22 protein-coding genes are annotated in these 26,206 nt (G+C 68.7%); 9 read left to right on the forward strand and 13 right to left on the reverse strand.

Going from position 1 to position 26,206, the window contains the following annotated elements:
* Positions 1-215: 215 nt before the first annotated feature.
* Positions 216-1,673 carry an aldehyde dehydrogenase family protein gene (locus tag AB0H75_RS42490; RefSeq protein ID WP_367806229.1) on the forward strand — a complete coding sequence of 486 codons (1,458 nt, stop codon included), beginning with the start codon at positions 216-218 and terminating at the stop codon, positions 1,671-1,673.
* Here AB0H75_RS42490 and AB0H75_RS42495 read toward each other — a convergent pair.
* On the reverse strand, positions 1,667-1,885 hold the full coding sequence (locus AB0H75_RS42495; protein ID WP_367806231.1) for a hypothetical protein: 219 nt from the start codon (positions 1,883-1,885) through the stop codon (positions 1,667-1,669). The two genes, AB0H75_RS42490 and AB0H75_RS42495, sit on opposite strands and share 7 nt — an antisense overlap.
* A 139-nt stretch (positions 1,886-2,024) precedes the next feature.
* On the opposite strand from AB0H75_RS42495, the gene AB0H75_RS42500 reads away from it, so the two are divergent.
* The 7 genes from AB0H75_RS42500 to AB0H75_RS42530 all read left to right on the forward strand — a co-directional run bounded on the left by AB0H75_RS42500 (position 2,025) and on the right by AB0H75_RS42530 (position 9,925).
* On the forward strand, positions 2,025-2,384 hold the full coding sequence (locus AB0H75_RS42500; protein ID WP_367806233.1) for a hypothetical protein: 360 nt from the start codon (positions 2,025-2,027) through the stop codon (positions 2,382-2,384).
* The gene (locus AB0H75_RS42505) at positions 2,381-3,622 is read left to right on the forward strand and encodes a low temperature requirement protein A (protein ID WP_367806235.1); all 1,242 of its coding nucleotides are present in this window, start codon (positions 2,381-2,383) and stop codon (positions 3,620-3,622) included. The genes AB0H75_RS42500 and AB0H75_RS42505 overlap by 4 nt, the downstream gene beginning before the upstream one ends.
* Before the next feature lie 973 nt (positions 3,623-4,595).
* Positions 4,596-7,355 carry an AAA family ATPase gene (locus AB0H75_RS42510; RefSeq protein ID WP_367806237.1) on the forward strand — a complete coding sequence of 920 codons (2,760 nt, stop codon included), beginning with the start codon at positions 4,596-4,598 and terminating at the stop codon, positions 7,353-7,355.
* A 183-nt stretch (positions 7,356-7,538) separates the two neighbouring features.
* On the forward strand, positions 7,539-8,363 hold the full coding sequence (locus AB0H75_RS42515; protein ID WP_367806239.1) for an alpha/beta fold hydrolase: 825 nt from the start codon (positions 7,539-7,541) through the stop codon (positions 8,361-8,363).
* Between the two features lie 66 nt (positions 8,364-8,429).
* Positions 8,430-8,753 (forward strand): putative quinol monooxygenase, encoded by a 324-nt coding sequence (locus AB0H75_RS42520; RefSeq protein ID WP_159528653.1) that lies wholly within the window; start codon positions 8,430-8,432, stop codon positions 8,751-8,753.
* 123 nt (positions 8,754-8,876) lie between these two features.
* Positions 8,877-9,569, forward strand: coding sequence for an SDR family NAD(P)-dependent oxidoreductase (locus tag AB0H75_RS42525; protein ID WP_367806241.1), 693 nt, complete (start codon positions 8,877-8,879; stop codon positions 9,567-9,569).
* Positions 9,566-9,925 carry an alpha/beta hydrolase fold domain-containing protein gene (locus AB0H75_RS42530; protein ID WP_367806243.1) on the forward strand — a complete coding sequence of 120 codons (360 nt, stop codon included), beginning with the start codon at positions 9,566-9,568 and terminating at the stop codon, positions 9,923-9,925. The genes AB0H75_RS42525 and AB0H75_RS42530 overlap by 4 nt, the downstream gene beginning before the upstream one ends.
* Before the next feature lie 86 nt (positions 9,926-10,011).
* On the opposite strand, the gene AB0H75_RS42535 is transcribed toward AB0H75_RS42530, so the two are convergent.
* Both AB0H75_RS42535 and AB0H75_RS42540 read right to left on the reverse strand, forming a co-directional pair.
* Entirely contained in the window at positions 10,012-10,281 is a 270-nt protein-coding gene (locus AB0H75_RS42535) for a hypothetical protein (RefSeq protein WP_367806245.1), read from the reverse strand.
* 316 nt (positions 10,282-10,597) lie between these two features.
* Positions 10,598-11,872: a glycosyltransferase gene (locus AB0H75_RS42540; protein ID WP_367806247.1), complete on the reverse strand. Its 1,275-nt coding sequence runs from the start codon at positions 11,870-11,872 to the stop codon at positions 10,598-10,600.
* Between the two features lie 369 nt (positions 11,873-12,241).
* Here AB0H75_RS42540 and AB0H75_RS42545 point away from each other — a divergent pair, with 369 nt between their 5' ends.
* Positions 12,242-12,973, forward strand: a complete 732-nt coding sequence (locus AB0H75_RS42545; RefSeq protein ID WP_367806249.1) for an LmbU family transcriptional regulator — start codon at positions 12,242-12,244, stop codon at positions 12,971-12,973.
* 189 nt (positions 12,974-13,162) lie between these two features.
* On the opposite strand, the gene AB0H75_RS42550 is transcribed toward AB0H75_RS42545, so the two are convergent.
* The 10 genes from AB0H75_RS42550 to AB0H75_RS42595 all read right to left on the reverse strand — a co-directional run bounded on the left by AB0H75_RS42550 (position 13,163) and on the right by AB0H75_RS42595 (position 26,190).
* The gene (locus AB0H75_RS42550; RefSeq protein ID WP_367806251.1) at positions 13,163-14,638 is read right to left on the reverse strand and encodes a condensation domain-containing protein; all 1,476 of its coding nucleotides are present in this window, start codon (positions 14,636-14,638) and stop codon (positions 13,163-13,165) included.
* Positions 14,635-14,877, reverse strand: coding sequence for a phosphopantetheine-binding protein (locus tag AB0H75_RS42555; RefSeq protein ID WP_367806253.1), 243 nt, complete (start codon positions 14,875-14,877; stop codon positions 14,635-14,637). The genes AB0H75_RS42550 and AB0H75_RS42555 overlap by 4 nt, the downstream gene beginning before the upstream one ends.
* Positions 14,878-14,949: 72 nt before the next feature.
* Entirely contained in the window at positions 14,950-16,716 is a 1,767-nt protein-coding gene (locus tag AB0H75_RS42560) for a carbamoyltransferase (protein WP_367806255.1), read from the reverse strand.
* Between the two features lie 96 nt (positions 16,717-16,812).
* Positions 16,813-17,742 (reverse strand): TauD/TfdA family dioxygenase, encoded by a 930-nt coding sequence (locus tag AB0H75_RS42565; protein WP_367806257.1) that lies wholly within the window; start codon positions 17,740-17,742, stop codon positions 16,813-16,815.
* Positions 17,733-19,193 (reverse strand): AMP-binding protein, encoded by a 1,461-nt coding sequence (locus AB0H75_RS42570; protein WP_367806259.1) that lies wholly within the window; start codon positions 19,191-19,193, stop codon positions 17,733-17,735. Before AB0H75_RS42570 ends, AB0H75_RS42565 begins: the two co-directional genes overlap by 10 nt.
* Positions 19,190-20,119, reverse strand: a complete 930-nt coding sequence (locus AB0H75_RS42575; RefSeq protein WP_367806261.1) for a TauD/TfdA family dioxygenase — start codon at positions 20,117-20,119, stop codon at positions 19,190-19,192. The genes AB0H75_RS42570 and AB0H75_RS42575 overlap by 4 nt, the downstream gene beginning before the upstream one ends.
* Positions 20,106-21,296 carry a hypothetical protein gene (locus AB0H75_RS42580; protein WP_367806263.1) on the reverse strand — a complete coding sequence of 397 codons (1,191 nt, stop codon included), beginning with the start codon at positions 21,294-21,296 and terminating at the stop codon, positions 20,106-20,108. Before AB0H75_RS42580 ends, AB0H75_RS42575 begins: the two co-directional genes overlap by 14 nt.
* A 1-nt stretch (position 21,297) precedes the next feature.
* Positions 21,298-21,549: an acyl carrier protein gene (locus tag AB0H75_RS42585; RefSeq protein WP_367806265.1), complete on the reverse strand. Its 252-nt coding sequence runs from the start codon at positions 21,547-21,549 to the stop codon at positions 21,298-21,300.
* Entirely contained in the window at positions 21,546-23,096 is a 1,551-nt protein-coding gene (gene hutH / locus AB0H75_RS42590) for a histidine ammonia-lyase (RefSeq protein ID WP_367806267.1), read from the reverse strand. Before hutH ends, AB0H75_RS42585 begins: the two co-directional genes overlap by 4 nt.
* Positions 23,068-26,190, reverse strand: a complete 3,123-nt coding sequence (locus AB0H75_RS42595) for an AMP-binding protein (protein ID WP_367806269.1) — start codon at positions 26,188-26,190, stop codon at positions 23,068-23,070. The genes hutH and AB0H75_RS42595 overlap by 29 nt, the downstream gene beginning before the upstream one ends.
* Positions 26,191-26,206 lie beyond the last annotated feature (16 nt).

The raw sequence follows: 26,206 nt of genomic DNA on the forward strand, positions 1-26,206 counted from the left end.
GAGCTGCAGGTCGCCAGGCTGGCGGCAACGGGGCTGTCGAACCCGCGGATCGCACAGCTACCGGTCGGGTCTCAGCACTGCCACGGTGCTGACGTAAGCGAGCCGCCGGCCGGATGTCAGTCAGCTGACGGAGGCTGTCGGCACGGCCGCCGAGCCATTCTCGTGGAGACATCGAAACCGCCCGCTACCCGGGCGAGACCACGAGGAGCGGAACCATGGACACCATCGCGCAGCACTGGATCAACGGACAGTGGACCGGCTCCGGCTCGGTTCTGGAATCGATCAGCCCGGCCGACGGCACCGTCGTCGGCTCGTTCTACGACGGTGGCGAAGCAGAGGCCTCGGCCGCCGTGGACGCCGCCGCCGCCGCGTTCGCGACCACCGAATGGGCGCGCACTCCCTCGCTCCGGGCGACCGCACTCAGCCGGCTGGCCGACGCCCTCGAGGCCCGGGTACCCGAGATCGCGGCCATGTTGTCCCGGGAGAACGGCAAGCTGCTGGGTGAGACCACGTGGGAGGTCAGCGGTGCAGTCGGATGGCTGCGGTATGCGGCGGCCTCTGTGCGCACCCAGACCGCCGGGCGCGCCGCCGAGACGGCACCCGGCCAGTACACCCACTCGGTGCCCGAGCCGCTCGGTGTCGCCGGGATCATCTCTCCCTGGAACTCTCCCATCATGCTGACCGTGCGGGCACTGGGCCCGGCGCTGGCCGCCGGCTGCACCGTCGTGGTCAAGCTTCCGGCTCAGACGGCGCTGACCAATGAGCTTTTCGCGCAGGTCCTGGCCTCGGTCCCGGAGATCCCGGCGGGTGTGGTCAGCGTGTTCACCGAGTCCGGCAACACCGGGGCCCCGTTCCTGGTCTCCTCGGACAAGGTCGACGTGATCAACTACACCGGCAGTACGCCGGTCGGGCGCCGTATCGCGGCCGCGGCCTCCACCACGCTCAAGCGGCTCGGTCTGGAACTGGGCGGCAAGGCGCCGATGGTGATCTTTCCCGACGCCGATCTGGACATGGTGATCCCCACCGTGGTGCAGTCGCTGGTGCTGATGAACGGGCAGTTCTGCTGCACCGGCTCCCGCGTACTGGTTCACCGGGACATCGCCGACCAGGTGCGCACTCGCCTCACCGCCGCGCTCGCGCAGGTGCGGCTCGGGTCGGGCGACGACGAGAAGGCCCAGCTCGGCCCGGTGATCGACCGGGCGTCCGCCCAGCGGGTGGACGCGATCGTCGAGGAAGCCGCCTCGTACGGCACGGTGCTGCTGCGCGGCGGTGTGGTCACCGACGGCCCGCTGGCCGCCGGCGCGTTCTACCGGCCGAGCCTGATCGAGGTGGACCGCACCGACGTCCGAATCGTGCAGGAAGAAGTCTTCGGTCCGGTCCAGACGTTCGAGGTCTTCGACGACGAGGACGACGCCGTGGCCAAGGCGAACGCCACCGTCTACGGCCTGGCCGCCTCGGTGTTCAGCTCGGACTCGATGAAGGCCCGCCGGGTCGCCCGGCGCATCCGCACCGGCACGGTATGGATCAACACCTGGGGAGCCATCAGCGAGGACTTCGAAGAGGGCGGCGTCAAGGGCAGCGGTTACGGCTACCTGTGCGGCCCGCGCGCAATCGAGGAGTTCCAGGCCCTCAAGGTGTACGTGGAGCAGGACCACACCCAGTCCGCTCACTGATCAGATACGGTCTTGGTCTCGCTCTGGCCGAGGAACTCGCGCAAGCCGGGCACCAGTTGCTTCTGCACGGTCGTAACCCGCAGCGACTGGCGCTGATCGCGAAGCGTTCCGGGGCCGAGCAATACATCGCCGACCTGTCCGCTCCGGCCAAGACCCAGCGACGCGCGGCCGAAGCGGCGGCACGGCACCAGCAGCGGCTGGCGGTGAACCATCTGGGCCCTGTGCCGCTCACCCGGCAACTGCTGCCGCTGTTGCGCGCGGGCAGCCCATCACGCAGCACCGACATCGCCTCGGTCGCGCAGGAACCGATGGAATCAAAACGATACGCAGCATTTCGATGTGGAGTGGTCCATGAACGAGAGAACTGTCACCCACGCCTACGGTGCCGACGATCCTGGACTGCCAAGCCCACCGGCAGCGACAGACATCCGGCATACGCTCCGGGAGCGGAGCCGGAACGCGTCCGCGAACGCCGAACCCCGGCTCGGCCCCACCGTTCCGCCCGCCGTCCGGCGTTGGAAGCTGTGGCTCCTCACCGTGTGCGGTATCTACCCCACCATCGTCCTGCTCGGCCTGGCCACGGACCCCGTTCTGGAGGATCTGTACCTGCCGGTGCGACTCGCTGTGCTGGTCCCGGCGGCGGCAGCAGCGATGGTCTGGCAGATCAATCCCCGGCTGCAGCGGCATTTCGGAGCTTGGCTCACCAGATGACAAGCAGCCCGGCTCCGCCGCCGGCGTGCTCCGCGGCGCCCGCACACCACAGACCACTGCGTCAGCTCACGGCGCGAGGCCGCGACGAGACCCACCGCGTCGTCTCCTCACTGGAGCTCTTCTTCGACCTGTGCTTCATCGTGGCCATAGCCCAGGCATGCGCCCAGTTGGTGCACGCCATAGTCGAGGGACACACGGGCGAGGGGATCCTCAACTACTTGATGATCTTCTTCGCCATCTGGTGGGCGTGGATGAACTTCACGTGGTTCGCCTCGGCTTACGACAACGACGACGTGCTGTACCGGATCGTCACGCTGATCCAGATAGCCGGCGTGCTCGTCCTGACGGCAGGCGTCTCCCAGGCATTCGAGGAACACGCGTACCTGGTCGTCATCCTGGGCTATGTGATCATGCGGCTCGCCATGACGGCGCAGTGGCTGCGCGTGGCGCGGTCGAGCCAGGGCCCCGAGCGGACGATGGCGCTGCGGTACGCCATCGGGCTGTGCCAGATCGGCTGGCTGGGACTACTGGCCCTGCCGGAGGCCGGCCGCCCGTGGCTCTTCCTGGTGATGACGCTGCTGGAGATGGCCGTACCGCTGTACGCGGAGCGGGCCCACCCCACGCCGTGGCACCCCCACCACATCGCCGAACGGTACGGGCTGCTCACGCTCATCGTGCTCGGCGAGACCATCGCGGCGGCCACCGTCGCCGTGAAGTCGGGGATCGACGAGCACGAGGCCCTGGGTGAGTTGCTGCCCATCGCCGCCGGCGGACTGCTGATCATCTTCGCCGCCTGGTGGGTGTACTTCGCGGTCCCCATCCACGGGCACCTCCGGTCCAACCGGCAGTCCTTCCTCTGGGGTTACGGCCATTACCTGATCTTCGTCTCGGGTGCCGCGATCGGAGCAGGCCTGGAGGTGGCGGTGGAGCAGGCGGTGGGCAAGGCGCACCTTTCGGCGCTGTCGGCGTCGGCTGCGGTGACGCTGCCGACAGCGCTGTTCCTGCTCACGGTGTGGGCGCTGCACTCGCGCTTCTACAAGGTGGGGATCGCCCAGCAGTCGGTGCTGCCGGTCACGGCGCTGCTGGTGGTCGTCTGTACGTTCCTGGGTCACTGGGCGGTGCTCGCGGCGGGGCTGGTGGCGGCGCTGGCGGTGGCAGCCGGGGTGACGCTGACGGCGCTCGGGGTGAGCCCGGAGCGCGGGAGGGGCGAGGAAGGCGTCGCGGTGCCAGTTCTGTGAGGGAACCCTCGCCGCCGCGGGATCCTGGCCGGCACGGCGTACGACGCGCCCGTGCCGTGCGCCCGGTGCACCTGCTCAACGACGGTGACACGTGGTTCACGCCGGCGACGCCGGGCGCACCCGCTCGGCACCGCGAACCCGCTGGCTCTGGACGATGTCCTCACGGCGGAACGCGGACGCGGTGACCCACGCGACCGTACGCCTTGCTCGGGCCCCTTCGCCGCACGCGGTGCCGCCGGAGCGCCGAACGGAGCCTCAGCGGGCTTGATCGAGTTGCTTCGCGCGTTCCGCGGCCCGCTCGGGGCGTTCCCGAGGCCGCCCTTGGCGGACGTTGGCCAAGTGTCGCTCGATGGGCACCACCGCTTCGCCCTCGCCCCACTGCGTCCTGACACGGTGCGAGGTGCCCTGTAGCCCGCCGGTAGGACCGTAGTGCGGCGAGCTTGGCCTCCCGGGCCTCTTCGCCCGGTTCCCAGACCGTCCCGGCCTCGCGTGCGGCGAGCAGTTCTTTGCGCCGCGGTTCCAGCTCGCCCGCCCGCAGCGCCTTTTCTCCGCTGGTGAAGCCACCTCCCAAGCGGAGAAGCCTTCGTCGCGCCAACCCCGGTCCCGTGTCGTACGGGACCGGGGTAGAGGCCGGTGATCTCGTTCCCGGCCTGCCGGCGCCGCAGGGCTTGTCAGCTCTGTGGCCAGATCAGGGATCCGGGTCGGTAGACCCGGGTGCGCAGTAAGCCCGGGTGCGCAGTAAGGCCGCGATGGTCGCTGGGTCGCGCGGGGTGGAGAAGTGGAGCAGGACGGACTCGGCAGCGGCGTCGGCGTCATCGTGTTCCTGGTCTTCGGGTGTCGGCGAAGCAGACGGCTTCAGGCTCCATTTGCCGGTGGGTGCAATACTTGCTGGTCAGGTGCGTGGCTAGTGTTTCGACTGCTTCGCGAGGCAGGACGAGGGACACGGCGGATGTGGGCGAAGTCAAGGACAGACATGGGCGTCGGCCCGACCGGACTGGTCGGCCGGGAGGACGAGCTCGCCGAGCTTGCGGCGTTCCTGGACATGGCCGGGATGAACGGAGCCGCCCTGCTGCTCACCGGTGATCCGGGTGTGGGCAAGACGGCACTTCTGGACGCGACCGCCGAGCTGGCGGTGGCGAAGGGGATGCGGGTCGTCCACGGGAGCGGCGACGAGTACGAGACGGACATCAGCTTCGCGGGGCTCCATCAGCTCGTCGGCTCGCTGCCGGACGAGCTCGGTCGTCTGCCGCGTTCCACGCGGGAGGCCCTCGAGGTCGCCCTCGGTCTCGGTGCCGGCCCCGCGCCGAGCCGGATCGCCGTCCTGAACGCGGCACTGTCCCTGTTCGACGAGGCCGCGAAGGAGCGGCCGTTGCTCCTCGTGGTCGATGACCTTCATGCCGTCGACCAGGCGAGCCGGGCCGCGGTGGGTTTCGTCGCCAGGAGACTGGGCGGTCGCCGCATCGGGCTGCTCGGAGCACAGCGAGAGGAGTCCGGCGATTCCTTCCGGTCCACCGGTCTGCCGGAGCTCGAGATCGCGCCGCTGGACGACGCGGACGCCCTGCGACTGCTGTCCCGGCGCTTCGCCCACCTCCCCCGCCGGGTCCTTTCGACCTTGACGCACGAGGCACAGGGAAACCCCCTGGCCCTGCTCGAGTTCGCCGGGTCCACCGGGGCGTCCGGCGGCCGACACGGCCAAGGGGCGGGGTGGGCGAGCGGCCAGGGACGGGACGTGCGCGCTCTATACAGCGCCCGCGTCGGACGGCTACCGCGCAGAACGCGCGAGGTACTGCTGCTCGCGGCTCTCGAGGGCTCCGGCGACATCGGCGTCCTCGAGGCGGCCGGCGGGCCGGGCAGCCTTGAGGAACTCGCTCCCGCGGAGCGCGACCACCTGGTCATGGTCGCGGAGAACGGCCGCACGGTGCGCTTCAGGCACCCGCTGGTCAGGTCCGCGGTGGTCGACGGTTCCACCGGCGAGCAGCGGCGCACCGCCCACCGCCGGCTGGCCGACGCGCTGGGCGACCAGCCCGAGCGGCGCGGTGACCACCTCGCGAGAGCCACGACGGCGCCCGACGAGGCGGTCGCCGCCGCCGTGGAGTCGGCGGCCCGCAGCAGCCTGCGACGCGGTGACGCCGACGGCGCGATCGCGAGGCTGCGGCGCGCGGCCGAACTGAGCCCCGACCGGGCAGTCCGCAGACGCCGCCTGTCGCAGGCCGCCTACGTCGCCGCCTGGGTCGCGGGTCATCTGGAGGTCAGCCACGAGATCATGCGTGAGGTCGAGGGCGATCCGGCGGCCCAGTCGCTCTCGGCGGCCGCGACGGCCGGCTTCCTCGCGCTCGTCACGGAAGGGGACGCCGACACCGCCCACACGCTGCTGATGGCGGCGATCGAGCAGGCGCCTATGTCGCCCGGTCCGCCGTCCGGCGAGCTGGAGACCGCGCTCTTCACCCTCACGCTCGCCAGCCAGTACTCGGGCCGGCCCGAGCACTGGCAGCCTCTGTCCAAGGTCCTCGCACAGCTTCCCGCGGCGGCGCCCGCCGCCGCGGCGTACCTGGGGCGCGTCCACCACGACCTCGGCTCCGTCACCGACGGCATGCTGCGCCGCCTGGACGAGGAGATCGCGCGGCTGAGGGACCAGAGTAACGCCGACGTGGTCATCCGCACCGCTCTGACCGCCTCCTACCTCGACCGGCTTCCGGGCTGTCGCGAGGCCGTGTCCCGGGTCATACGCGACGGCGGCGCGGTGGGGTCGAGCATGCCGGCCCTGATGTTCGTCGCCCTGGACGACCTCTACACCGGCCGGTGGCAGGCGTCGGCCGACGCCGCGGACGAACTCATCGCCCTGTCCGAGGAGATGGGATACTACTTGTTCGCCCAGGTGGGGCACTACATCGCCGCGATGGTCGCGGCCCAGCGCGGCGACCTCGACGCGTGCCGGGAGCACTGCGAGGACATCTGGGGATGGTCAGGACCCAGGGGACTGCGGCGGCTGGAGAACTGCGCCCACCAGGCGGCGGCCCGGGCGGCCCTCGGCGCCGCCGACTTCGAGACCGCCTTCCGGCACGCCACAGCGATCTGCGCCCCGGGTGTGCTGCCGCCGTTCAACCCCGAGGCCGTGTGGTCCGCGCCGGACCTCGTCGAGGCCGCCGTGCGCACCGGGCGGCACGCGGAGGCGCGACGGCACGCGGACGCGCTGCGCGACGCCGGTGTCGGCCACCTCTCGTCGCGGCTCGCGCTGAGCTCGGCCACGGTCACGGCGATGACATCAACTGCCGAGGACATGGTCCGGTGCTTCGAGGAGGCACTCGCGCTGCCGGGCGTCGAGCAGTGGCCCTTCGAGGTCGGCCATGCTCATCTGGCGTACGGCGAAGCGCTTCGCCGGCAAGGGCTCAACCGTGACGCCCGGGTGCAGCTGGCCGCCGCCCGCGACCGCTTCGAGGAACTCGGGGCCCGTTCGTGGGAGGCCCGGGCCGCTGCGGAGCTCCGTGCCACCGGCATGACGCGGACCGGCCGGAACAAGGCCGGTGAGGCCCTCACCCCGCAGGAGCTGCAGGTCGCCAGGCTGGCGGCGACGGGCCTGTCGAACCCGCAGATCGCGTCGCATCTGTTCCTTTCGCCGCGGACCGTGTCGTCGCATCTCTACCATGTGTTCCCGAAGCTGGGAATCACATCGCGGGCCGAGCTCCGCGACGCACTGGAGGCGCTGCCTCCCGAGCCTCCGGCCACCCGGCCGTGACAGCTACCGGCCGGGTCTCAGCACTGCCCCGGTACTGACGTAAGCGAGCCGCCCGTACTGACGTAAGCGAGCCGCCGGCCGGATGTCAGTCAGCTGACGGAGGCTGTCGGCACGGCCGCCGAGCCATTCTCGTGGAGACATCGAAACCGCCCGGTACCCGGGCGAGACCACGAGGAGCAGACCATGCCGTTCGTCATCGCCGGCGACGGAACCGAAATCTTCTACAAGGACTGGGGCTCGGGCCGGCCGATCATGTTCCACCACGGCTGGCCGCTGAGCTCGGACGACTGGGACGCCCAACTGCTGTTCCTCGTCCAGCACGGCTACCGTGTCATCGCCCACGACCGCCGCGGGCACGGGCGCTCCGCCCAGGTCGGCCACGGGCACGACATGGACCACTACGCGGCGGACGCCGCCGCCGTGGTGGCGCACCTCGGCCTGCGCGACGTCGTCCACGTCGGCCACTCCACCGGTGGTGGAGAGGTCGCCCGCTACGTCGCCAGGCACGGTGCCGGGCGGGTCGCCAAGGCCGTCCTCATCGGAGCGGTCCCGCCGCGCATGGTCCAGACCGAATCGAACCCGGGAGGGCTGCCGGTCGAGGTCTTCGACGGCTTCCGCGAGGCCGTGGCCACCAACCGCTCCCAGTTCTACCTCGACCTCGCCTCCGGGCCGTTCTACGGGTTCAACCGCCCGGGCGCGGACATCTCCCAGGGCGTCATCCAGAACTGGTGGCGCCAGGGAATGACCGGCAGCGCGCAGGCGCACCACGAGGGGATCAAGGCGTTCTCGGAGACCGACTTCACCGACGACCTCCGGGCGATCGGCGTGCCCACGCTCATCATGCACGGCGACGACGACCAGATCGTCCCGATCGCCAACTCCGCCGAGATGGCGGTCACGTTGGTCAAGAACGCGCGCCTGAAGGTCTACCCGGGGCTGTCCCACGGCATGTGCACCGTCAACGCCGACACCGTCAACGCCGATCTCCTCGATTTCATCAGGAGCTGACCCGGCTCGGTACCGGGACACAGCCCGTCAGCACGGAACACGACACGGAACAGAAAAGGAATCACCATGACCGCAACGCCCACCGGCTACGTGACCGTCGTCTGGGACGCGAAGGCGAAGGCGGGCAGGGAGGCCGACCTCAAGGCGTTCATCACCGCCGCCGTCACCCCCTCGCGCAACGACCCCGGCAACATCGACTACGAGGCCCACGAAGTCGAGGGCCGACCCGGCGAGTTCGTCATCTACGAACGCTGGGAGACCCGCGCCCACCTCGACGCCCACCTCGCCGCGCCCCGGATGCGGGAACTCGTCCCGCAGATGCTCGAACTGATCGACGGCTCCATCGAGGACGGCATCCGCCTGCTGCGCCCGTTCCGCCCCGCCCACTGAAGCAGGACGCTCGCCCGGCGCCGACGCCGACGGGACGCACCGCAGCGAACCCAATCCCGCGAGTGCTCCCGGTAGCCGCTTTCCGGAGGCACCCGCTCCGACGACACACAGGAGAGACACGACATGACCACCACATTGATCACCGGCGGCAACAGGGGCCTCGGCCACGAGATCGCGCGCCGACTCATCCAGGCGGGCCAGACGGTCTGGATCGGGGACCGGGACGCCGCGAAGGGACGCAAGGCCGCCGACCAGCTCGGCGCCGGCTTCGTCCAGATGGACGTGACCGACGACGCGTCGGTCGGCGCGGCGGTCGAGACGCTGCGCGCGCGGGCCGGCCACCTGGACATTCTCGTCAACAACGCCGGCGTCCTCGGCGAAGTGACCGCACCCGAGGACATGACGGCCGACCAGATCCGCCACGTCTACGAAACCAACGTCTTCGGCCTGGTGCGCGTCACGCACGCTTTCCTACCCCTGCTGCGGAAGGCAGCCGCCCCGTCGGTCGTCAACGTCACCAGCGGTATGGGGTCGTTCACGCTGATCCACGACCCGGGGCGGGTCGAGTCGCAGTACCCGCTCGCCGCCTACGGCTCGTCGAAGACCGCGGTCACCATGCTGACCATGCAGTACGCCAGGACGATCCCCGACGTCCGCTTCAACGCGGTGGACCCCGGCCAGACCGCCACCGAGTTCACCGGCTACATCGGGCAGAGCGTCGAGGAGGGCGCGGAGGCGGCGGTGCGTATCGCCACCCTGGGGCCCGACACGCCCACCGGCACGGTGACCGACCGCGCCGGCGTACTCCCCTGGTGACGGCGGCAGGCCCGACCCCGCGACAGTCCCGGCAACCACACCCGACCCGGCGCAGCGGTGAGGGCCGACGGGCCGCCGCCCTCACCCTGATGGCCAAGCAACGCGGCGACGTGTCCCTGGTCCAGCAGGTCCTCTTCCACCCGGTCACCGACACCGCCTTCGACACCGGTTCCCACCACCAGTTCGCAGAAGGCTACTTCCTGCGCTGCGACAGCATGCAGTGGTTCTGGGACCAGTACACGACGGACCAGACCGGGCGGGCGCAGATCACCGCCTCACCGCTGTGCGCCACCACCGAACAGCCCACCGGACTGCCCGCTCACGCTCCTGCGGCGCTGAAGGAGCCGGGCAGGTGAACCACGCACCCCCATCTGAAGAGCGGGAGCGCCTTGTGATCTCCTGCTCTCAACATGACCCTGACCTGCTTGAACACCCGGGAGTGTCACCTTAACGGCTCTGGCCCACTTTCGGTGATGACGGGACGTGACAGCCCGTGTCGGTTCATGGCTCTCTTGCCGTGCCGGCCCACCGCCGGAAGATTGGATCGCGATGCCGCCACGGTGGCGTTGCCCACCGGGGCGGGGGACACGCGGGCGAAGCGGCCGATGAACCGCAGCGTGATGCCGAGGCTCTTGTGCGGGTCGTGGAGTGCCGCGACGTTGAGCTGCGGCAGGTCGGAGCCTTCTTTCCACATCCCCACGCAGGTGATCACGCGGGAATGGCGTTGATCGAGCGGGTCGAGGGTGGTCTTGGGGTTTTCCGCTGCTGAGCTTGCTGTGGGTGACCATGGGGTTGAGCTCCGGGCCATGAGTCCGGGCCATGAGGAGGTGATCGCGGCCGTTGTCGAGGTCGGTCCGTAGGCACGACAGAGCGCGTTCGGCGATGTCTCTGTCCCGGATCGTCGAAGCTCAGCACCGACATGTGTATCCCTGAGCCTGCGCTTGGCGAAGCGGGAAGGCGTAACCAGCCCGCCGCCGAGTGGACGCCCATCCGTTCTGAAGGGGTGGCGTCAGCCGGCGGGGCGCGTGTCAACGCGTCCGCGCCTCGCCGGCTTCCCAGTCGAGGGCCGGGGCGCAGCGAACATTGGCGCCGATCCGCAGGGCCTCGGCTCGGATGACCTCGCCCCACTGCGGCCACAGCCGTGACAACCGGGAAGTGATCACGACACGGTCGAAGGCGTTATCGGGCCAGGGTGTCCGCAGGCCGATTCCGTGACGCGTGATGAAGCGGCAGTCGACGGATGCCCTAGTGAGGAGCTTGTCGTCGAAGTCCACCAACGCGCCGCGCAGCCCACGACCAGGCACGCTCGCGCCGCTGCCGAAGACCGCCACGCGGGCCCCGGGCGGCAGGTCCGCGGTGCCGTGGTCCACTTCTGGCTGCACGTCCAGGTCGGCGACCCGCTCCTCCCAGTCCACAAGATCACGGTAGGCGTCCTCGGCGGGGAACATGATGTAGTCGCGCGTCAGCAGTGCCCAGAAGAACTCGACAGCAGGGTCGGCGTGCGCCATGAGAATGCGCAGCGCGTTGTTCTTGTTGCTCGCGATACTGGCCTCGTGGTCGCGCTCGTGCGGTATTTCCATCGCCCAGGGACGGATGTCGCAGGCGAACGGCACACCGTGCCGGTGCAGGCGGTACCCGAGTTCCAGGTCCTCCCCTCCCCAGCTCTGGAAGCGCTCGTCAAAGCCGGACACCGCCGTGTAGTCGTCGGCATGCACCGACACGTTCAGCGTCCAGAAGAACAGCCACGGCATCCTCAGCCCGGCCAAGCTGAAGTCGATCTTGTCCAGCTCTTCATGACGCGAGTCGCGGAACAGCGGATCGGAGAGATAGCGCTGGTACACCTGCCGCGGGCTGAGCAAGGTGAACGCCTCGGCAAGCCCCGGGGTGTGGTCATAGGGCCGGTACCCGTAGGTGTAGCCGATGACGGCCGCCCCGCGGGCCGGCGATCGGGGACCCGGACGGTGCTCGGCCTGGCCGCGCAGGTGGCCGGCGAGCAGGTCAGGCCCCGCTAGCGTGCCGCTGTCCAGGAACACCAGGATCGGCGCTCTGGCGATGGCCGCGCCCATGTTCCGCGCCTTGGCTACCCGGTACCCTTGGTCCTCCTGATAGCGGTAGCGGATCGCCAGGCGGTCGCTGAACTCCTCAGCGACCTGCTCGCTGTCGTCGGCGGACCCGTCATCGGCCACGATGACCTCGAACGGCGGCGGGTTGCGCTGATCGGCGAGCGACGCGAGCGTCTTGCGCAACAATGGCGCCCGGTTGTAGGTGGGGACCACCACGGACAATTGCGGCTGGTCAGGCATGCGATCACCTCGGGCGCTTTCTGCAGGAGACGTCTGCCGTTGGCTGCTCTGGGACGTGGTAACGGTCCCCGACGGGGCCTGAAGCCACGTTGCCGAACGCCGCCCTTACGCCACTACCGGCACGGTGTCTGTGCGCTGCTGTCGCGTGGACGCGAGAGGGGTCCGACAAGAGCGCCGTGAGAGCGAAGAAGGACCGCTGCCTTCCATGGTCGGAGGTGTGAGCCAGATGGCCGAAAGGCCGGCCGCCGGACTTCGTGCAGCGATGGACTGGGCGAGCGGACGAAAGTGGGCGGGTCTTGAGCTCGCAAGAACTTTCACCACCGTGCCGGCGACTCCCGCTGACTGCACCATGTTCAGGAGGATGGGGTAATGGAAGCTGAGTCAGGAGTGCCTTCGCAGTTCTCGTCCCTGCCCGCAGGTCATATCGCAGCCGGTGTCACCGTTCTGCCCTCGACAGGACTGCGCCTTGACAGCAGAATACCATTTGATAATTGGCTTGGAATCGGCCAGGGATTGGCCGAGGCCGCGACCAGCTCGGCATGGTGCCTGGGCGACTGGCTGATTTACGGTGAAACTCGCTTCACCGGACGTTATCGCAGTGCCATCGAGCAGACCTCGCTTGATTACAAGACGCTTCGCAATTATGCGTGGGTCGCCAGGAAGTTCGAGCACGCAAGGCGGCGGGCGGGATTGAGCTTCGAGCATCACGCCGCGGTCGCCGGTCTCCCCGAGCCGGAGCAGGACTACTGGCTTCGGAAGGCGGAGTTGTTCGGCTGGTCGAGGAACGCCCTGCGGCGCGAGGTGCGCGCCAGCCTCGCCGCGCGCGGCGAGGACCCGGCTGACCGAGGTATCGCGGCCGGGGTAACCGCTGACGATCACGACAGGCATGAAGGTGCCAGTATCGGCGACAGCGCCATGGCCTTGAAACTGCACCTGGATGTCACCGACGATCAGCTTGCCATGATCACGGAGGCGGCCAGCAAGTCCCGGCTCTCCGTTGGAACGTGGGCGCAGCTGATGCTTGAGCAGGCCGCTCGCGCGACCCTGGCATCCGCTTCGCGGGACCTGAAGCCGGCGACGCGAGCCATCGAGGTCAGCTGACACATAGTGGACCCGCCCGTAAGTTCGTCGGGGGTCAGTAGTCGAGGTGGAGATCGCAGGCGCAGTCGAGTCGTCGCTACGACGAGACCGCCCGGCCCTTCGAACGGCAGCTCACCCCGGCCGGCCTCGACACGGTGCCTGCCGGCGGCTCGGCCTGGTGAACAACGAGTGAGGTCGCCCTGCTCCCCCTCACCGATCAAGCTGCGCGAACCGCTGAACGGCGTCGCGGTACGCCGCGGTCGCATCGGCGCGCGTGTGTGAGGAGCCCTCGGAGTAGAGCAGAATGCGGATCTGCTCGCCTGTCTCTTCGCTTCGATTGAAGCTGGCCTCGAACGGGAAGTCCGTGTGGGACCAGTCCTCGACCGCCTCCAGTGTGTCTATGCCGAGCCGTACCGCGGCGCCGGCGATGCTGTGGAAGCTGTTGAAACCAAACAGGGAAGTCGGTACCGCTACCCTCCCGACGGTGCGGGCCAATTGGGCCAGCGGGGTCCGGCCGCGCATGGTGACCTTCATCAGCTCCCGATGCGCCCGGGCAACGGCCTCCATACCCGGTGCCGCGACGTCGATGCGCAGTGGGACGACGTTGAGGAACATCCCCCGCGCGTCCACGCCGTTCGGTACCGCGAGCCGGGTGTTGACAGGGACGCCAGTGAGGATGCTGCGCCCGCCGGCCAGTCGCGCCTGCGCCTCGAGGTGGATCGCGAGAAGCACGGACTTCAACCCGGAGGAGGAACTCGCCGCAAGTCGGCTCAGCATACGGTTCTCCTGGCCCGCGATCTCCACCGAGTCCTGCCAGGTGTGGCAGTCGCGAGGGGTCTCGGCACTCGGCTGCGTTTCCAGCCCGTCCAGGTACCGGCTCCACCACTGTGAGTCGGCGAGCGTGAGCGACTGGAAGAGCTGCTGCGCGCTGTGCTCGCGGAGCCTGAAGCGGGGCGAGGCGTTCGAGGCGGATGACGCCGGCTGCTCGGGTGGCCGCCCGGCGAGCTCCGCGACGTAGCGCTCCAGGAATTCCACCAGGTTCAGGTGGGTGCTCCACCCGTCGGCAATCGCATGCGGCTCAGTAAGGGTCAAGGCGATCGCCGTCTCGCTCAGGAGGTGGACTGTGATCGTGACGAGGGGCGGATCTTTCAGGTCGATGGTCCGCGTGTTCTCGGCGTCAGCGAACTCGGCCAACCGTTGTTGCTGTTCACGGTCGTGGAGCCCCCGCAAGTCGCAGACTTTCACCAATGGCCGGTCGACATGGTCCAGTACGACCTGCATCGGGCGCGAGTAGCGGTCCAAGTCCAGCAGCGAGCGGAACATTTCGTGCTCCCGCACCAAGCCGAGCCCGGCCGCCTCGAAGGCCGCGGGCTCCACGCGAGGTACGGTCAGACGCGAGGTCGCGACGTTGTGATAGGCCGGGACACCGATGGCGCCGCGGTCTCGGAGGGCAACGGCCATGAGCATCCGGGTGGCCATCGCGGCCTGTTGCTCGCTCATCGGGAAGGCATCCACGGCACCGGCCGGCAGCCGTCGGCGATCATCTGGCGAGACCAGGCCCAGCGCGGGTATCCGCGCCCAGCGGTCGTCCGGAACCTCGAATGCCTCCACCTCGCCGGCTCCGGCTGCCGCGTAGAGCGTCGCGCGGACGGACTCGGAGATGGCGTCGCGGCCCCGGCCTGTCACGATCGCTCCCCCGTTGAACGTGCTCGGGCCGCGAGGGACTCGATCTCGTCATCTTCCAGGACGTCGCGGATGGTGAGTTCGACACCCCGGGTGCGCGCGATGGCGATGAAGCGCACACACAGGATCGAGTCGCCGCCGACGGCGAAGAAGCGCGCCGAGCGGTCAGGCGGTGCATCAAGGCCGAGAAGCTCAACCCAGATGCTTCCAATCAGCTCTTGAGTTTCATCGATAGTTCTCACGGCTGCCTCCTGGGGTCCGAGAACGTGCCTTGGTTACGGGGATCCACGGATCCACGGATCCGCCGGCTCCTTCTATCGCGACACCAGATGGTCTTCCATGATCATCGCGTCGATGTCCGTCCGGGAGAACGTCGCCACCGCGTCCTCGGGTGAGCAGACGATCGGCTCCCCGCGCGAGTTGAACGAGGTGTTGAGCAGCACCGGAACGCCGGTGATCGCCCGGAAGGCATCGATCAACCGCCAGTAGAGCTCGTTGTCCTTGCGTCGCACCACCTGGATCCGGGCGGTGCCGTCGACGTGCGTCACCGCCCCGAGCCTCGAACGCCAAGCCTCACGGACATCGACGGTTTCGATCATCCACAGGTACTCGTCGGGATCATCGATCTCGAAGCACTGCTCTGCGTACTCGGCCAGGACCGCCGGCGCGAGCGGCCGGAACTCCTCCCGCTGCTTGACCATCGCGTTGATCCGGTCCCTCATCTCGACGGATCGCGGATCGGCGAGAATGCTGCGATTCCCCAGCGCTCGCGGGCCGTATTCCATCCGCCCCTGGAAGAGCGCGACGACCTTTCCGTCACCCAGAAGCTGGGCAGCCTCAGCGACGAGGTCGTCGAGTTCGTATCGCCGCCATCGCAGGTCGGTGCGCTCCAGCGTGGCCTGGATGCGCTCGGAGGTGAACGCCGGACCGAGGTAGGGCGGCCCGATGCGCGGGCGAACCCGCTTCCTGGGCGCCTCGGCGCCCTCCTCCTCCAGCACCATCAGCGCCGCGCCCAGCGCCGTTCCGTCGTCGCCGGCCGCCGGCTGGACGAACTGTCGCCGGTACATCCCGCTCTTGCGGATGGCCTGGTTGACGACGCAGTTCAGGGCCACGCCGCCGGCCAGGCACAGATTCTCGCTGGACTGCTCATCCCGGTGCGCCGCCAGGAAGCCGGTGATGGTCTCCTCGGTCACGGCCTGCAGCGCCGCGGCGATGTCGAGGTGACGCTGCTCAAGGCTCGCACCCGGTTCCCTGGGCGGGCCGAGAACCGCGGCGAGATGTTCCAGTGACTTCTGGTAAGTGGCGCGTTCCTGCGCTGTTTCGTTCAAGTAGGTGAGAGGTGTGGTGTAACGGCCGTCGTTCTGGCGGACGACAAGGGTGTCGAACGCCGGACGAAGTCGCTGCGGGTCCCCGTAGGGCGCCAGTCCCATGACCTTGTACTCGTCGAAGTTCATCCAAAATCCCAGGTGCATGGTAACCAGCCCGTAGACGAGCCCCACGGAGTGCAGTCCGCGCACCTGGCCGCGTAACCGCAGTCCCTGTGATCCGCCTGCGTAAAGCGATGTGCTCTCGAACTCTCCCATCCCGTCGGCGACCAGGACATCGGCGGAGCCGAAGCCGGAGCAGTGCAACGCGCTGGCGGCGTGGGCCTGGTGGTGCAATATCGGGACGACCTTCAGGTCCTCGCTCCAGAGCGCCCTCGGAAATGCCGCGAACAGATCGCGATGTACGACCTCCGGCGCGTACACGTGCTTGTACTCCTCGATCGCCCCTTCGGACTCGAAGTACGTCTGGTACCGGCCGAAGTCAAAATTGTGCGCGACCGCGCTCACGTCACGCGGAGTGATGCCGGCCGCTCCGAGCACATACTCGATCGCGGCCCGCGGGAATTCTCCGGTGCCCTTGTGCCGCACGAAACGCTCCTCGGCCGCGGCGGCCACGATGCCATCCTCGGTGACGAGAGCCGCTGCCGAGTCCGCCCCCTGGGCGAGCCGATACACACGCTCGTCCAGTCCCGGAAACGACCGCCGCATGTATGGCTGGCTCTGGCCCAGCCCACTGATGCCCAGGACATACCGCACGATTGCTGCTCCTCTTTTGTCGACACTGCTGGTTCGCATCGGTTCGGCGGCTCCAGCCGGGCCGGGCCGGGTCAGGTCGGGTCAAGCCAGGTCAAGTCAGGTCATCGCCACCGCGATCTGTCGCTCCCCCTCGTACGGTTCGCGTCCGTGGGCCGTCAGCATGTTGTCGATCATCAGCAGGTCGCCTTGCTGGTAGTCGAACCGTGTCGCTGCCTCACGATATTTCTCGCGGATGTGCGCGCATACCTCCGCCGGTATTTCCGCCCCGTCGCCGTAGACGGTGTTATTGGGAAGGCCGGACCTACCGAAAAGCTCCTCGAGGACTCCGATGACACGCTCGGGAAGGGTTGACCAGTGGAAAAAGGCTATGTGGTTGAACCACAGCTCGTCGCCGTTTTCCGGATGGCGGTGAAGAGCCACTCGGTCGGCTACCGTGCGGAGAGTCCCGTCGCTGTTCCAGTGCGTCTGTATGCCGTTGTTCCCGCAGTAGAGATCCACGGCCTCGCGGCTCGTGGTCCCGAACACCTCGCTCCACGGCAGGCCGATCTGTGGATGGTAGTTTCGGATGTGCCGCCAGCCGCGCCTGCGGAACTCCTCGACGACGCCGACGTCGAGCGACGCGGTGACCTGACGCACGTCGGCCAGTGGCGTTGCCCCACCCGAAGCGGGCGGCCGCCGGCAGAAGAAGAAAAGCCTGGCCGGCCAGGTCGCCTGGTAGGAGTTTTCATTGTGGAAGAATATTTCCTCCTCCCGGGTGTACTCGGTCGACGTGTAGATCCCGGACTCGAGTTGCTTCCGCGGCGTGGAGCGCTCCGTATAGGGCAACGGGTCGCCGCCCAGTGCCTGAACCGCCTTCGCGAAGTCGGCTGTGCTCTGGAGGGGAAATCCCCGGAACAGGACGCGGCCCGCTGACATCAGCAGCTCGTCGATGTGCCGGGACTGCTCGTCGTTCAGCCTGGTGGTCAGGTCACCGTTCAGGTCGGATGGGGTGATCGTGGTGTCCGGTAGCTTTTCTGTTACTCCCATGACGCGCTCGACTTTCCACGTTCTGTGATGTTCACCTGGGTGTTGATCCGAATAAAACGCGGCAGCGCATAGGACGGAAATGTCTGGCGCAGATGCGCAAGAAGGTCGCTCTGGGTCGTCCTGCCGTCCCGAGTCACCACGGCCGAGCGGAGGCCGTGCACCTCGTCCGCCTGGACGGTGGCGCTCACCACCCCGGGAAAGGCATTGAGGCAAGACTCAAGAGCGGCCAGGTTGATCCGGAAGCCGGCGACCTTCGCCTCCCGTCCCAGCCGGCCGACATAGGTGTAGGTTCCGTCGCGGTCGCGCCGCACGCGATCGCCGCTGCGGTAGCTGCGCCTGCCGGCGGAACCGGGGAAAGGTCGCAACTGCCCGCGGCCGTCCGCGGCGTCGTCCGGGTTCGAGGCGGTGAGGTAACCGGTCGCCACCTGCACCCCGGCAATGACCAGCTCGCCCTCCTCATGCTCGTCTCCGGCCTGGGGCGGCTGTCCCTCGATGCTCAGCTCCACGCCTGGCGGGGCAGTCCCGATCGGAATCTCGTTACTGGTGCAGCCGGCCGGCACGAAGTAGCGGCAGCAGCCCACGGTCGCCTCGGAAGGGCCGTACTCGTTGACCACCAGCGTGTCGGGGAGGCTGTGTCGCCAGCGGGCGACACTTTGCCCGTACAGGGCTTCACCGCCGACCACCAGGACTGGCATCGAGCACCGGGCCCCACGCGCCTCCAGCAGCTCACACAGCATGTTGGCCTGGCTCGGCGTCATCTTGACGAAACTGGAGCCTTGGAGGATGCCGGGGTCGGTGGCGACCTGAAGCGGCCAACGCAGGGGATCGAGAACCTGTACTCGTCTGCCGTTCAGGAGCGGTCCGAGGAGGCTGGTGATCGTCAGGTCGAAGCCCAGCGAGGTGAACAGCGGTGCCCCCCATCCTCGGGCGCAGTTGTACTCGCGCATCGACCAGCCGAGGTAGGCCCGCACGGCGGGCTCGGGTACGACGACTCCCTTCGGATCGCCGCTGGTGCCTGAGGTGAAGATCACATACACGGTGTCCTGCGGGACGGTCGGTACGAGGGGGTCGGCGCCTGGATCGTTGGCCACGTCTTCGGGGCTGAGCCAGACGACGCCGTCGGTCGTCCCGCCGGCGGCCCCGAGGATGAAGGCGGCACCGCACATACGGGCCATCCTGGCGGCAGTGCGTGGCGGCATGCGGAGATCGATGGGAGCAAAGGCGGCTCCGGTCATCAGGATGGCCACGATCTGGATGAGGGCGGTCGTGCTCGGCGCCGCCTGGATGGGCACGACTGCCCCGGGTCCGGCCCCGCGCCGGCGCAAATGCATGGCGACCTCGCGTGCGTGCGACAGTAGCTGTGCATAAGTGGTGACCGCGCCCTGCTCGATGACCGCGGTGGCGGTGGAGCTGGTCAGTTCGCCGACGAGGCCGTGCGCGCGCGTGGTCACGGCTTTGCCAATCCCGCGCAGTCGACGAGGTCGCCGACAGCGACCAGCAGACGACGCGCGCCCGTATAGGGATTACGAGCGTGGCTGCGGCGCAGGTTGTCAACGACTATCGCGCGGTCCGGCTTCCAGGGCACGACTTCCTCCAGGTCGGAGCAGATTTCTACAAGTTCGTCGATGACGGCGTCGGGGATCGGCCCGCCGTCCCCGCGTCGGCACCCTTTGGGAAACTCGTGAGGCTCGTACAGCAGACGGAGCGAATCGTAAATGTCTTCGTCCAGTGCCCGAGGATGCCAATGCAGGATTTGTGCTGTCAGCGAGGGCCGGCCCGTGGCCGGGTCGAGGATGACAGCCGGCCGCCGCTGCTCGGTGGTGAGGATGCCGCCGCGCTCATCCCACCTCCAGGTGGTGCCCTCCCGTTCGCAGGCGCGCTCGACAGCGGCCGGATCAGTGGTGCGGTAGACCTGGCGCCAGTCGAGCCCGAGGTCCATCCCCATGCGGCGGACGTAGGTGACGCCGGTGGCGAGGACGTCTTTGGCCGAGCGGCTGAGCCGCTCGTAGACGGCCGTCATGTCCGCGGTCGGTGTCTGCCCGCCGTCCCCGATCTCCTGGCAGCCGAAGATGATGCGCCTGGGCCACATGCGCGCGAACGTGTTCTCGTTGTGCCACAGAAGCTTTCTGGTCCTGGAGAAGGGGGTCGGGCTGTTGATCGTGCCCGTGGGGTCGTCGTCGATGCTGTTGTGCTCCGGATTGTCCTTGGCGAGCGGCCCGCAGGCCGCGGCGGCGAGTCGCTGAAAAGTTGCGACGTCCTGGCACAACCCGTCGCCGTCGATGACGACCGCACCGTCACGGCGAAGGTGCTCCGCAACCGCCGTGGAGTTGGCGGGCCACCACGCTTCCGGTGGGCCGTCGAGCCTAAGGTGCTGCATCGGAGGCCGCCCTTTTGTCATATGCCGCTGCCGAGATCAGGTACTGGCGTGCCAGCTGCGCCAAACGGGTGATACCGGTGCTGTCGGCGGTGCCGCGTCGTGCGGTCACCGTCACTCCAAGGCCGGCATCAGTGACCGTCACGCCTACGGACAGCTGGTTACGTGCCACTGGCAAGCGGATGTCGACGGGCCGCAGGTGACGCAGACGACGCCGATACCGGATGTCGCGGAAATAGAACTTGCAGGGGTGACCGCCGTGGCCGGCGGCTTCGCCGCCCGGGCGGATCTCCTGCCGCACGGCGGCGGCCAGCCGGCGCATCACGGCCGTGTGGACGGCGCTGGCCGCGGCCGGACCGGACGTACCGCGGTCGACGGCGGCGATTTCCAGTTGGGACAGGTGAAATCCCATCGTGTCCGGGGACGTGCCGGCCAGCGGGCGGAGGTCCACGTCGATGTACGCCCTGACCGTCGCCGGCTCCGACCAAGCCGCCGCGGCAGCCGCCAGGTGCCCGACCGTCCAGGCGAACGGGGTGACTCCGGCCTGCCGCGCCGCGGCCGTGAGCCGCTCCCAGACACGGTCGCCGTTCGGGATCACCAGGTGCCGCTGCACGTCGGTCACGAGCGGGGCATGGTCTCGCGTGGCGATGCGGCGCACGCAGGGGCCGAAGCCGGGACGGCGATGTCCCGCGTCGCCTGCCCCGGGTCCGGTCAGCCGGCGGTCGACCTCGGTCCAGAAGATCTCCTCGGAATGTGCGTCCCAGACGATGTGGTGGGCCAGCACGAACAGCCGCGTGGCGTTCCCCTGGTGGTCGGCCTGTGCGGCCAGATGGACCAGCGGCCCGGTCGCGAGGGGGGTCGGCAGCCCTGCCAGGTGGGAGACGACGTCCGCGCGCCGCCATTCCGCCGGGAACGCCAGGACCTCTGCGGGCGGCGAAGCCGCAGGCGACTCGAGGAACTTGTGAAGGATGCCTTGCTCGTCGACCGCGAACCGTGCCAGCGCCTCGGGATGACGGGCCCGGACAGCGGTCATGGCGCCGGCCGCGTCGCAGAGGCTCACCTGCGACCCGGGGCATGGCTCCGCGGCCGCCAGGCACAGGTAGCGCCCCCGCAGCTCGGCCGCCTGCTCCTGGTACCACAGGCCGAACTCGGCCGCGGTGGCAGGCAGGATCATCGCCACCTCAGCGTCGCCTCGCTTCGATGACGCAGCGCGTTATGGTAGCCAGCTGCGGAGTCTCGAAGACCTCGAGCAGCGGCAGCGTGACATCGCACGCGGCTTCGACCGATCGCAGCAGCCGGATGAAGGTGAAGGAGTCGGCGCCGCCTTCGAAGAGGTTGTCGTGCGGTGCCAGCTTCATCGCGGACTCCGGCGCGATATCACGCCAGCAGGCTTCGACCTCTTCCAGGACCCGCGGGTAATCCGTTGGCCTCATCGACCCGCCTCTTCCCGGGCACCGGTTGCGGCGGTCTGTTCCGCGACAAGGTCGCCGGCCAGGTCGTGCCGGAGGAACTGGCGGGTTTGCTCGATGTCGCCGGCCAGGACGCGGTCGTCCTTGAGCCGGGGCACTCGGGTGCGGTAACGCTCCTGTACGCCGCGGACCGCGGGGGAAAGGACCAGTCCGGCGTTGAGATCGGCGGCCTGGCATGCGGTCATCAACTCGATGGCCAGCACGTTCTCCAGGTTGTCCACGATCTGCCGCAGCTTCAGCACGGAGGTGCCACCCATGCTCACGTGATCTTCCTGCAGTTGGCAGGTGGGAATCGAGTCGACGCTGCCGGGGTGCGCCAGGGTCTTGGCTTCGCTCACCAGCGCCGCAGCGGAGTACTGGCTGATCATGAGCCCAGAGTTGACGCCTGGGTCCTGGGTGAGAAAGTCCGGGAGACCGCGGCGTCCGGACAGTAGCTGGTAGGTCCGGCGCTCGGAGATGGCGGCGAGCTCGGTGGCGGCGATGCCGAGCATGTCCGCGGCCATGGCGACCGACTCGCCGTGCAGGTTGCCGCCCAGGAGCGCAAGGTCGTCATCCACGAAGAACAGCGGGTTGTCGGCGGTGGTGTTGATCTCGTTGAGGATCGAGTTCCGGGCGTAGGCGATGTGCTCGCGCACGGCCCCGTGGACCTGAGGAATGCACCGGAACGAGTACGGGTCCTGCATCGACGGCACAGCGGAGTCCAAGGCCGCGTGGTTTCCGCCGCGGGTGTAGTGAGAGAGGTTCTTGGCGACCACCGCCCGCCACCGGTTCCCCGAATCGCGGTGGTATCGCTCGTGGAAGAACCTGTCGGCGCAACTGAACGCCTGGGTGCTGATCGCGGCGATCAGGTCGGCTGAGCGGGCGAGCTCAAGGAGTCGCTGCAGTTCGATCACCGCGACGGACGAGATGTACTGGGTCCCGTTGGTCAGCGCCAGACCGTCCTTGGGACCGAGCTCCACCCGGCCGAGGCCCAGCTGCTCCTCGACATCCCTGGTGTCGCGCACCTGGCCGTCCACGGTGATCTGGCCGAGGCCCAGCAGGGGAAGCGCCAGGTGGGACAGGGGTGCGAGGTCTCCGCTCGCACCGACGGTGCCGCGCTCGGGTACCACGGGGTGGATGCCGTTGTTGAGCATCCTCACCAGGCTCTCGGCGACCTCCAGGGACACGCCGGTGTAGCCGCCGCGGAAGGTCAGCAGCTTGACCAGAAGCATCATCCGAACGACTTCGACGGGCGCACCGGGCCCGATGCCGCATGCGTGGGAAAGGATGTGGCGACGCTGGACTTCTGCCTCATCGCCGGGCCGGACGCGGACGTTGGCCAGCGCGCCGAAACCGGAGTTGACGCCGTACAACAACTCGGACCTCACGGCGAGCGAATCGACCCACTTGGACGAACGTCTGATCGCCTCGGCGGCCTCATCCGCCAGGACCACCGTGTTGCCGGGATCGATCCCGGCCACCAGGTGCTCGAGCTCCCAGCGTTCACCAGGCCGGATCACGACGTCGGCCATCGCCGAACCTCCTCATTGAGAACTGCTCTGTCATGGTGGTGAGAGTGGCGCCGGCCTCGGCGAGCAGCGCACGTGCCATCCCGCCGTCGGAGCGGCCCGTGACGACGCAGGTGATGTCCTCGGCCAGTGCGCTGGTCCGGAAGTAGCACGCGAGGGCATGGCGCGGGGGCGAGCCGATGAGCTGTGTGGCCGAGCTCGCCACGCCGTCGATCTCGACAGCCGGCGCAGGCACGTGATCCTCCAGGACGACGACGACGTCGCCGACGGGTGCCCACCCTTGTCCCGGCCGTACGCCGCCGAATCCCGGGACCAGCGCCGCGAAGTCGACAGCCGCCAGCAGGTCGCGGTTGACCGCTTCGATGACGCGGGCGGTGTCCTGGCCGGCGAGCTGGACCAGCAGGGGCACGTCAACCACGTAATTGCCGATCGAGCGGACCTCATCGGGAGTCCGCGTCGAGACCGGTGTCTCGACGACGACCTGGTCCCGGTCCAGCACCCGGCCGACCGCCTTGGCGATCAGCGTGATGAGGACAGCCGCCCGGCTCACCGACAGGCAGTCCGCGAGCTCCCTGATCGGCTGCGTCGGCAGCCGCCAATCGACCACCGGCGCTCCTGTGGCAGCCCCGTTCGGGCGCAGCCGCTCGTCGTAAGGCTGAGCCTTCAGCCCCCGCCTGACCGTGGACCAGTGCTCTGCCGCAGGCTGGACGAGACGGGCATCCGGTCTTGCCGGGGGGAGCGCGCACAGCGAAGACAGCGATGTTCGGCGTTCCGGTGTGCTGAGGCGGTGCTGCAGCTCCGCGACGAGCAGCCCCATGCTCACTCCGTCGCACACCAGGTGGTGGGCGATCAGATAGACGCCCACCAGTGCGGGCTCCGTACGCGAGCGGACCAGTATGGCCCGGACCAGCTGATCCGTCCCGACGTCGAACGGCTGGTATGCGCTGCTGGCCACCTCCGGCTGGGGGAAGGTGCCGGCGGACGCGGAGATCTGGAGGACGTCGACCCGCGCAACACCCGCTCCGCGCAGGACCCGTCGCGGGCGATCGCGGCCCAGGACGTACCGGACTCTCAGCTGGGCCACGTCGTTGACCAGGTCCGACAGCGCCTGCCGGAGGCGCTGCTCGGTGATGGCCGCACGCGTGGTGAATCCCCCGACGACGTTCAGCGCACCGTCGCCGGGAAACATCTGGCTCCACACCCAGATCGGCCGTTCAGTGGAGGTCAGCTCCTCACCGAGGGTTACGGGGGCGGCGGTCGACGCGGATCGCGGAGTCTGACGGCGCCTGCGGTCCACCACGCCGGCGAGCCCGGCGACCGTGGGGTGGGCCAGGTAGTCACGGATCGTCAGCCTGACTCCTAGGTCGCGCTCCAGGTGAGCGCTCAGCTCAAGTGCCAGGAGGGAGTGTCCGCCGCTGGCGAAGAAGTCGGTCGAGCTTGTTATGGCCACGCCGGGCAGCACCCGCTCGAACGCCGCGGCGACCGCCTTCAGCGTCGTCTCATCCGCCGTCTCATCCGCCGTCTCCTCCACCTGTTCGTCGCCCGGGTCGGCTACCTCGAGCGACCGGTAGTCGACCTTCCCCGAATGCAGGCGCGGCAGGTACGGACGGATCACCACCCGGTCGGGCAGAAGGCGGACCTCCACCGTCTCGGCGATTTGCGTCAGAACCGCGGCACGGTCGAGGCGGCTGTCGGACGGCACGATCCAGACGTGGATCACCACCTGCCCGTCTGCCTCGTCGGCTCGGGCGGCCGCCTGCCCCACGGCCGGGAGCGCGTGGAGCACCGCCTCCACCTCGTCGAGATTGATCCGTACACCGCGTCGTTTCACGGTGCGATCGCGCCGTCCCGACAACCGCAGACGACCGCGGTGGTCCAGATAGCCGAGATCCCCTGTCCGGAAGACCGGGACGCCATGAGGTGCCGGGAAGGCCACGAGCGAGCCGGCCTGCTCCGATCCGTAGCCGCGGCACAGGTACTCGGACTCCACCACGATCTCGCCGGGGTGTCGCGCTGAGGATCCGGATTCGCCGTCCAACGGCTCGATGGACAGCGTCCGTCCCGCGATCGCTTCACCAACCGGAATGTCGTCCGAGCCGGCGTCCTCCGAGGTGATCCGGTGCCAGGTCAGCAGAATGCACTCCGAAGGGCCGTATTCATTGTGCAGTTCGACCTCGGCCCCGCAGCGCTCCGCGGCGTCGAAGACCTGCCTTGCCACTTGGGGGTCGAACCGCTCGCCGCTGCACATCACCTTCGTCAGGTGCGGCGGCCACGACGCCCCGGGCCGCACCGCGGCGGACGCCACCCGCCTCAGGATCGACGGAGTGGTCTCGAAATGGGTGATGCGCGCCTCCCTCAGCCACTGGAGCACCGCGTCCCCGTCATTGCGCATGGACATCGGCGCGGAAACACCTGCCGCGCCACTGGCCAGGGCCGAGATCAGTTGGCAGTAGTGGGCGTCGTAGGTGGGGGCCGCCCACAGCGCCAGGCGGTGGCCCGGCGCGAGGCCGTATCTGCCGATGAACTCCGCGCAGTAGTGTTCGATCGCCGCACGACTCATCTCGATCAGCTTCGGGTCCGCTGTCGTGCCAGAGGTCCGAACGGAGTACGCCGCTGCCTGCGGTGTCCGCACCGCCATGCGTTCGCTGTGTTCGAGCACCGCATGGTCGTCCCATTGCCGGGCGGCTTCACTCAGGTCCCGCCCGGTGGCGGTGACCCGTTCATCCGTCAGGTTCGCAGGCGTGGTCTCGGTGGATGGGCCGGCCAGGAGGACCGCGTCGGCGGCGAACTGGTCGATGAGCTGCCGCCGCACGGCGCTGCTTTCCTGGTCGTCGATGACCATGAAGGTACGTCCCGCCCAGAAAAACGCCGCGATCAATGCGCTGACCTCGATCGACGCCGCGCCGATGATGGCGACCCGTTCCGCGTGCCGTTGACCGAAGAACTCATCGCATGCGCAGGCGAGGGCACCGAGGCCGGCGTACGTCAAGACATCGCCGGTGCTGTCCACCAGGGCTGTCTCGGCGGCTCCACGACGGATCCGCTCGTCCAGGATCGTGGCTAACGCTGCCCGTCCGTCCGGACCAGAGCTGATCATGATGGCTTCCCCTTGG

The organism is Nonomuraea sp. NPDC050783 (assembly GCF_040802095.1).
Taxonomy (GTDB): domain Bacteria; phylum Actinomycetota; class Actinomycetes; order Streptosporangiales; family Streptosporangiaceae; genus Nonomuraea.

Excerpts from the sequence above, each read along its gene's own strand:
- AB0H75_RS42525 (WP_367806241.1), top strand. The coding sequence starts at position 8,877 with ATGACCACCACATTGATCACCGGCGGCAACAGGGGCCTCGGCCACGAG.
- AB0H75_RS42515 (WP_367806239.1), top strand. The coding sequence starts at position 7,539 with ATGCCGTTCGTCATCGCCGGCGACGGAACCGAAATCTTCTACAAGGAC.
- AB0H75_RS42545 (WP_367806249.1), top strand. The coding sequence starts at position 12,242 with ATGGAAGCTGAGTCAGGAGTGCCTTCGCAGTTCTCGTCCCTGCCCGCA.
- AB0H75_RS42505 (WP_367806235.1), top strand. The coding sequence starts at position 2,381 with ATGACAAGCAGCCCGGCTCCGCCGCCGGCGTGCTCCGCGGCGCCCGCA.
- AB0H75_RS42510 (WP_367806237.1), top strand. The coding sequence starts at position 4,596 with ATGGGCGTCGGCCCGACCGGACTGGTCGGCCGGGAGGACGAGCTCGCC.
- AB0H75_RS42565 (WP_367806257.1), bottom strand. The coding sequence starts at position 17,742 with ATGGGAGTAACAGAAAAGCTACCGGACACCACGATCACCCCATCCGAC.
- AB0H75_RS42595 (WP_367806269.1), bottom strand. The coding sequence starts at position 26,190 with ATGATCAGCTCTGGTCCGGACGGACGGGCAGCGTTAGCCACGATCCTG.
- AB0H75_RS42575 (WP_367806261.1), bottom strand. The coding sequence starts at position 20,119 with ATGCAGCACCTTAGGCTCGACGGCCCACCGGAAGCGTGGTGGCCCGCC.
- hutH (WP_367806267.1), bottom strand. The coding sequence starts at position 23,096 with ATGGCCGACGTCGTGATCCGGCCTGGTGAACGCTGGGAGCTCGAGCAC.
- AB0H75_RS42540 (WP_367806247.1), bottom strand. The coding sequence starts at position 11,872 with ATGCCTGACCAGCCGCAATTGTCCGTGGTGGTCCCCACCTACAACCGG.
- AB0H75_RS42520 (WP_159528653.1), top strand. The coding sequence starts at position 8,430 with ATGACCGCAACGCCCACCGGCTACGTGACCGTCGTCTGGGACGCGAAG.
- AB0H75_RS42500 (WP_367806233.1), top strand. The coding sequence starts at position 2,025 with ATGAACGAGAGAACTGTCACCCACGCCTACGGTGCCGACGATCCTGGA.
- AB0H75_RS42495 (WP_367806231.1), bottom strand. The coding sequence starts at position 1,885 with ATGGTTCACCGCCAGCCGCTGCTGGTGCCGTGCCGCCGCTTCGGCCGC.
- AB0H75_RS42490 (WP_367806229.1), top strand. The coding sequence starts at position 216 with ATGGACACCATCGCGCAGCACTGGATCAACGGACAGTGGACCGGCTCC.
- AB0H75_RS42585 (WP_367806265.1), bottom strand. The coding sequence starts at position 21,549 with ATGAGGCCAACGGATTACCCGCGGGTCCTGGAAGAGGTCGAAGCCTGC.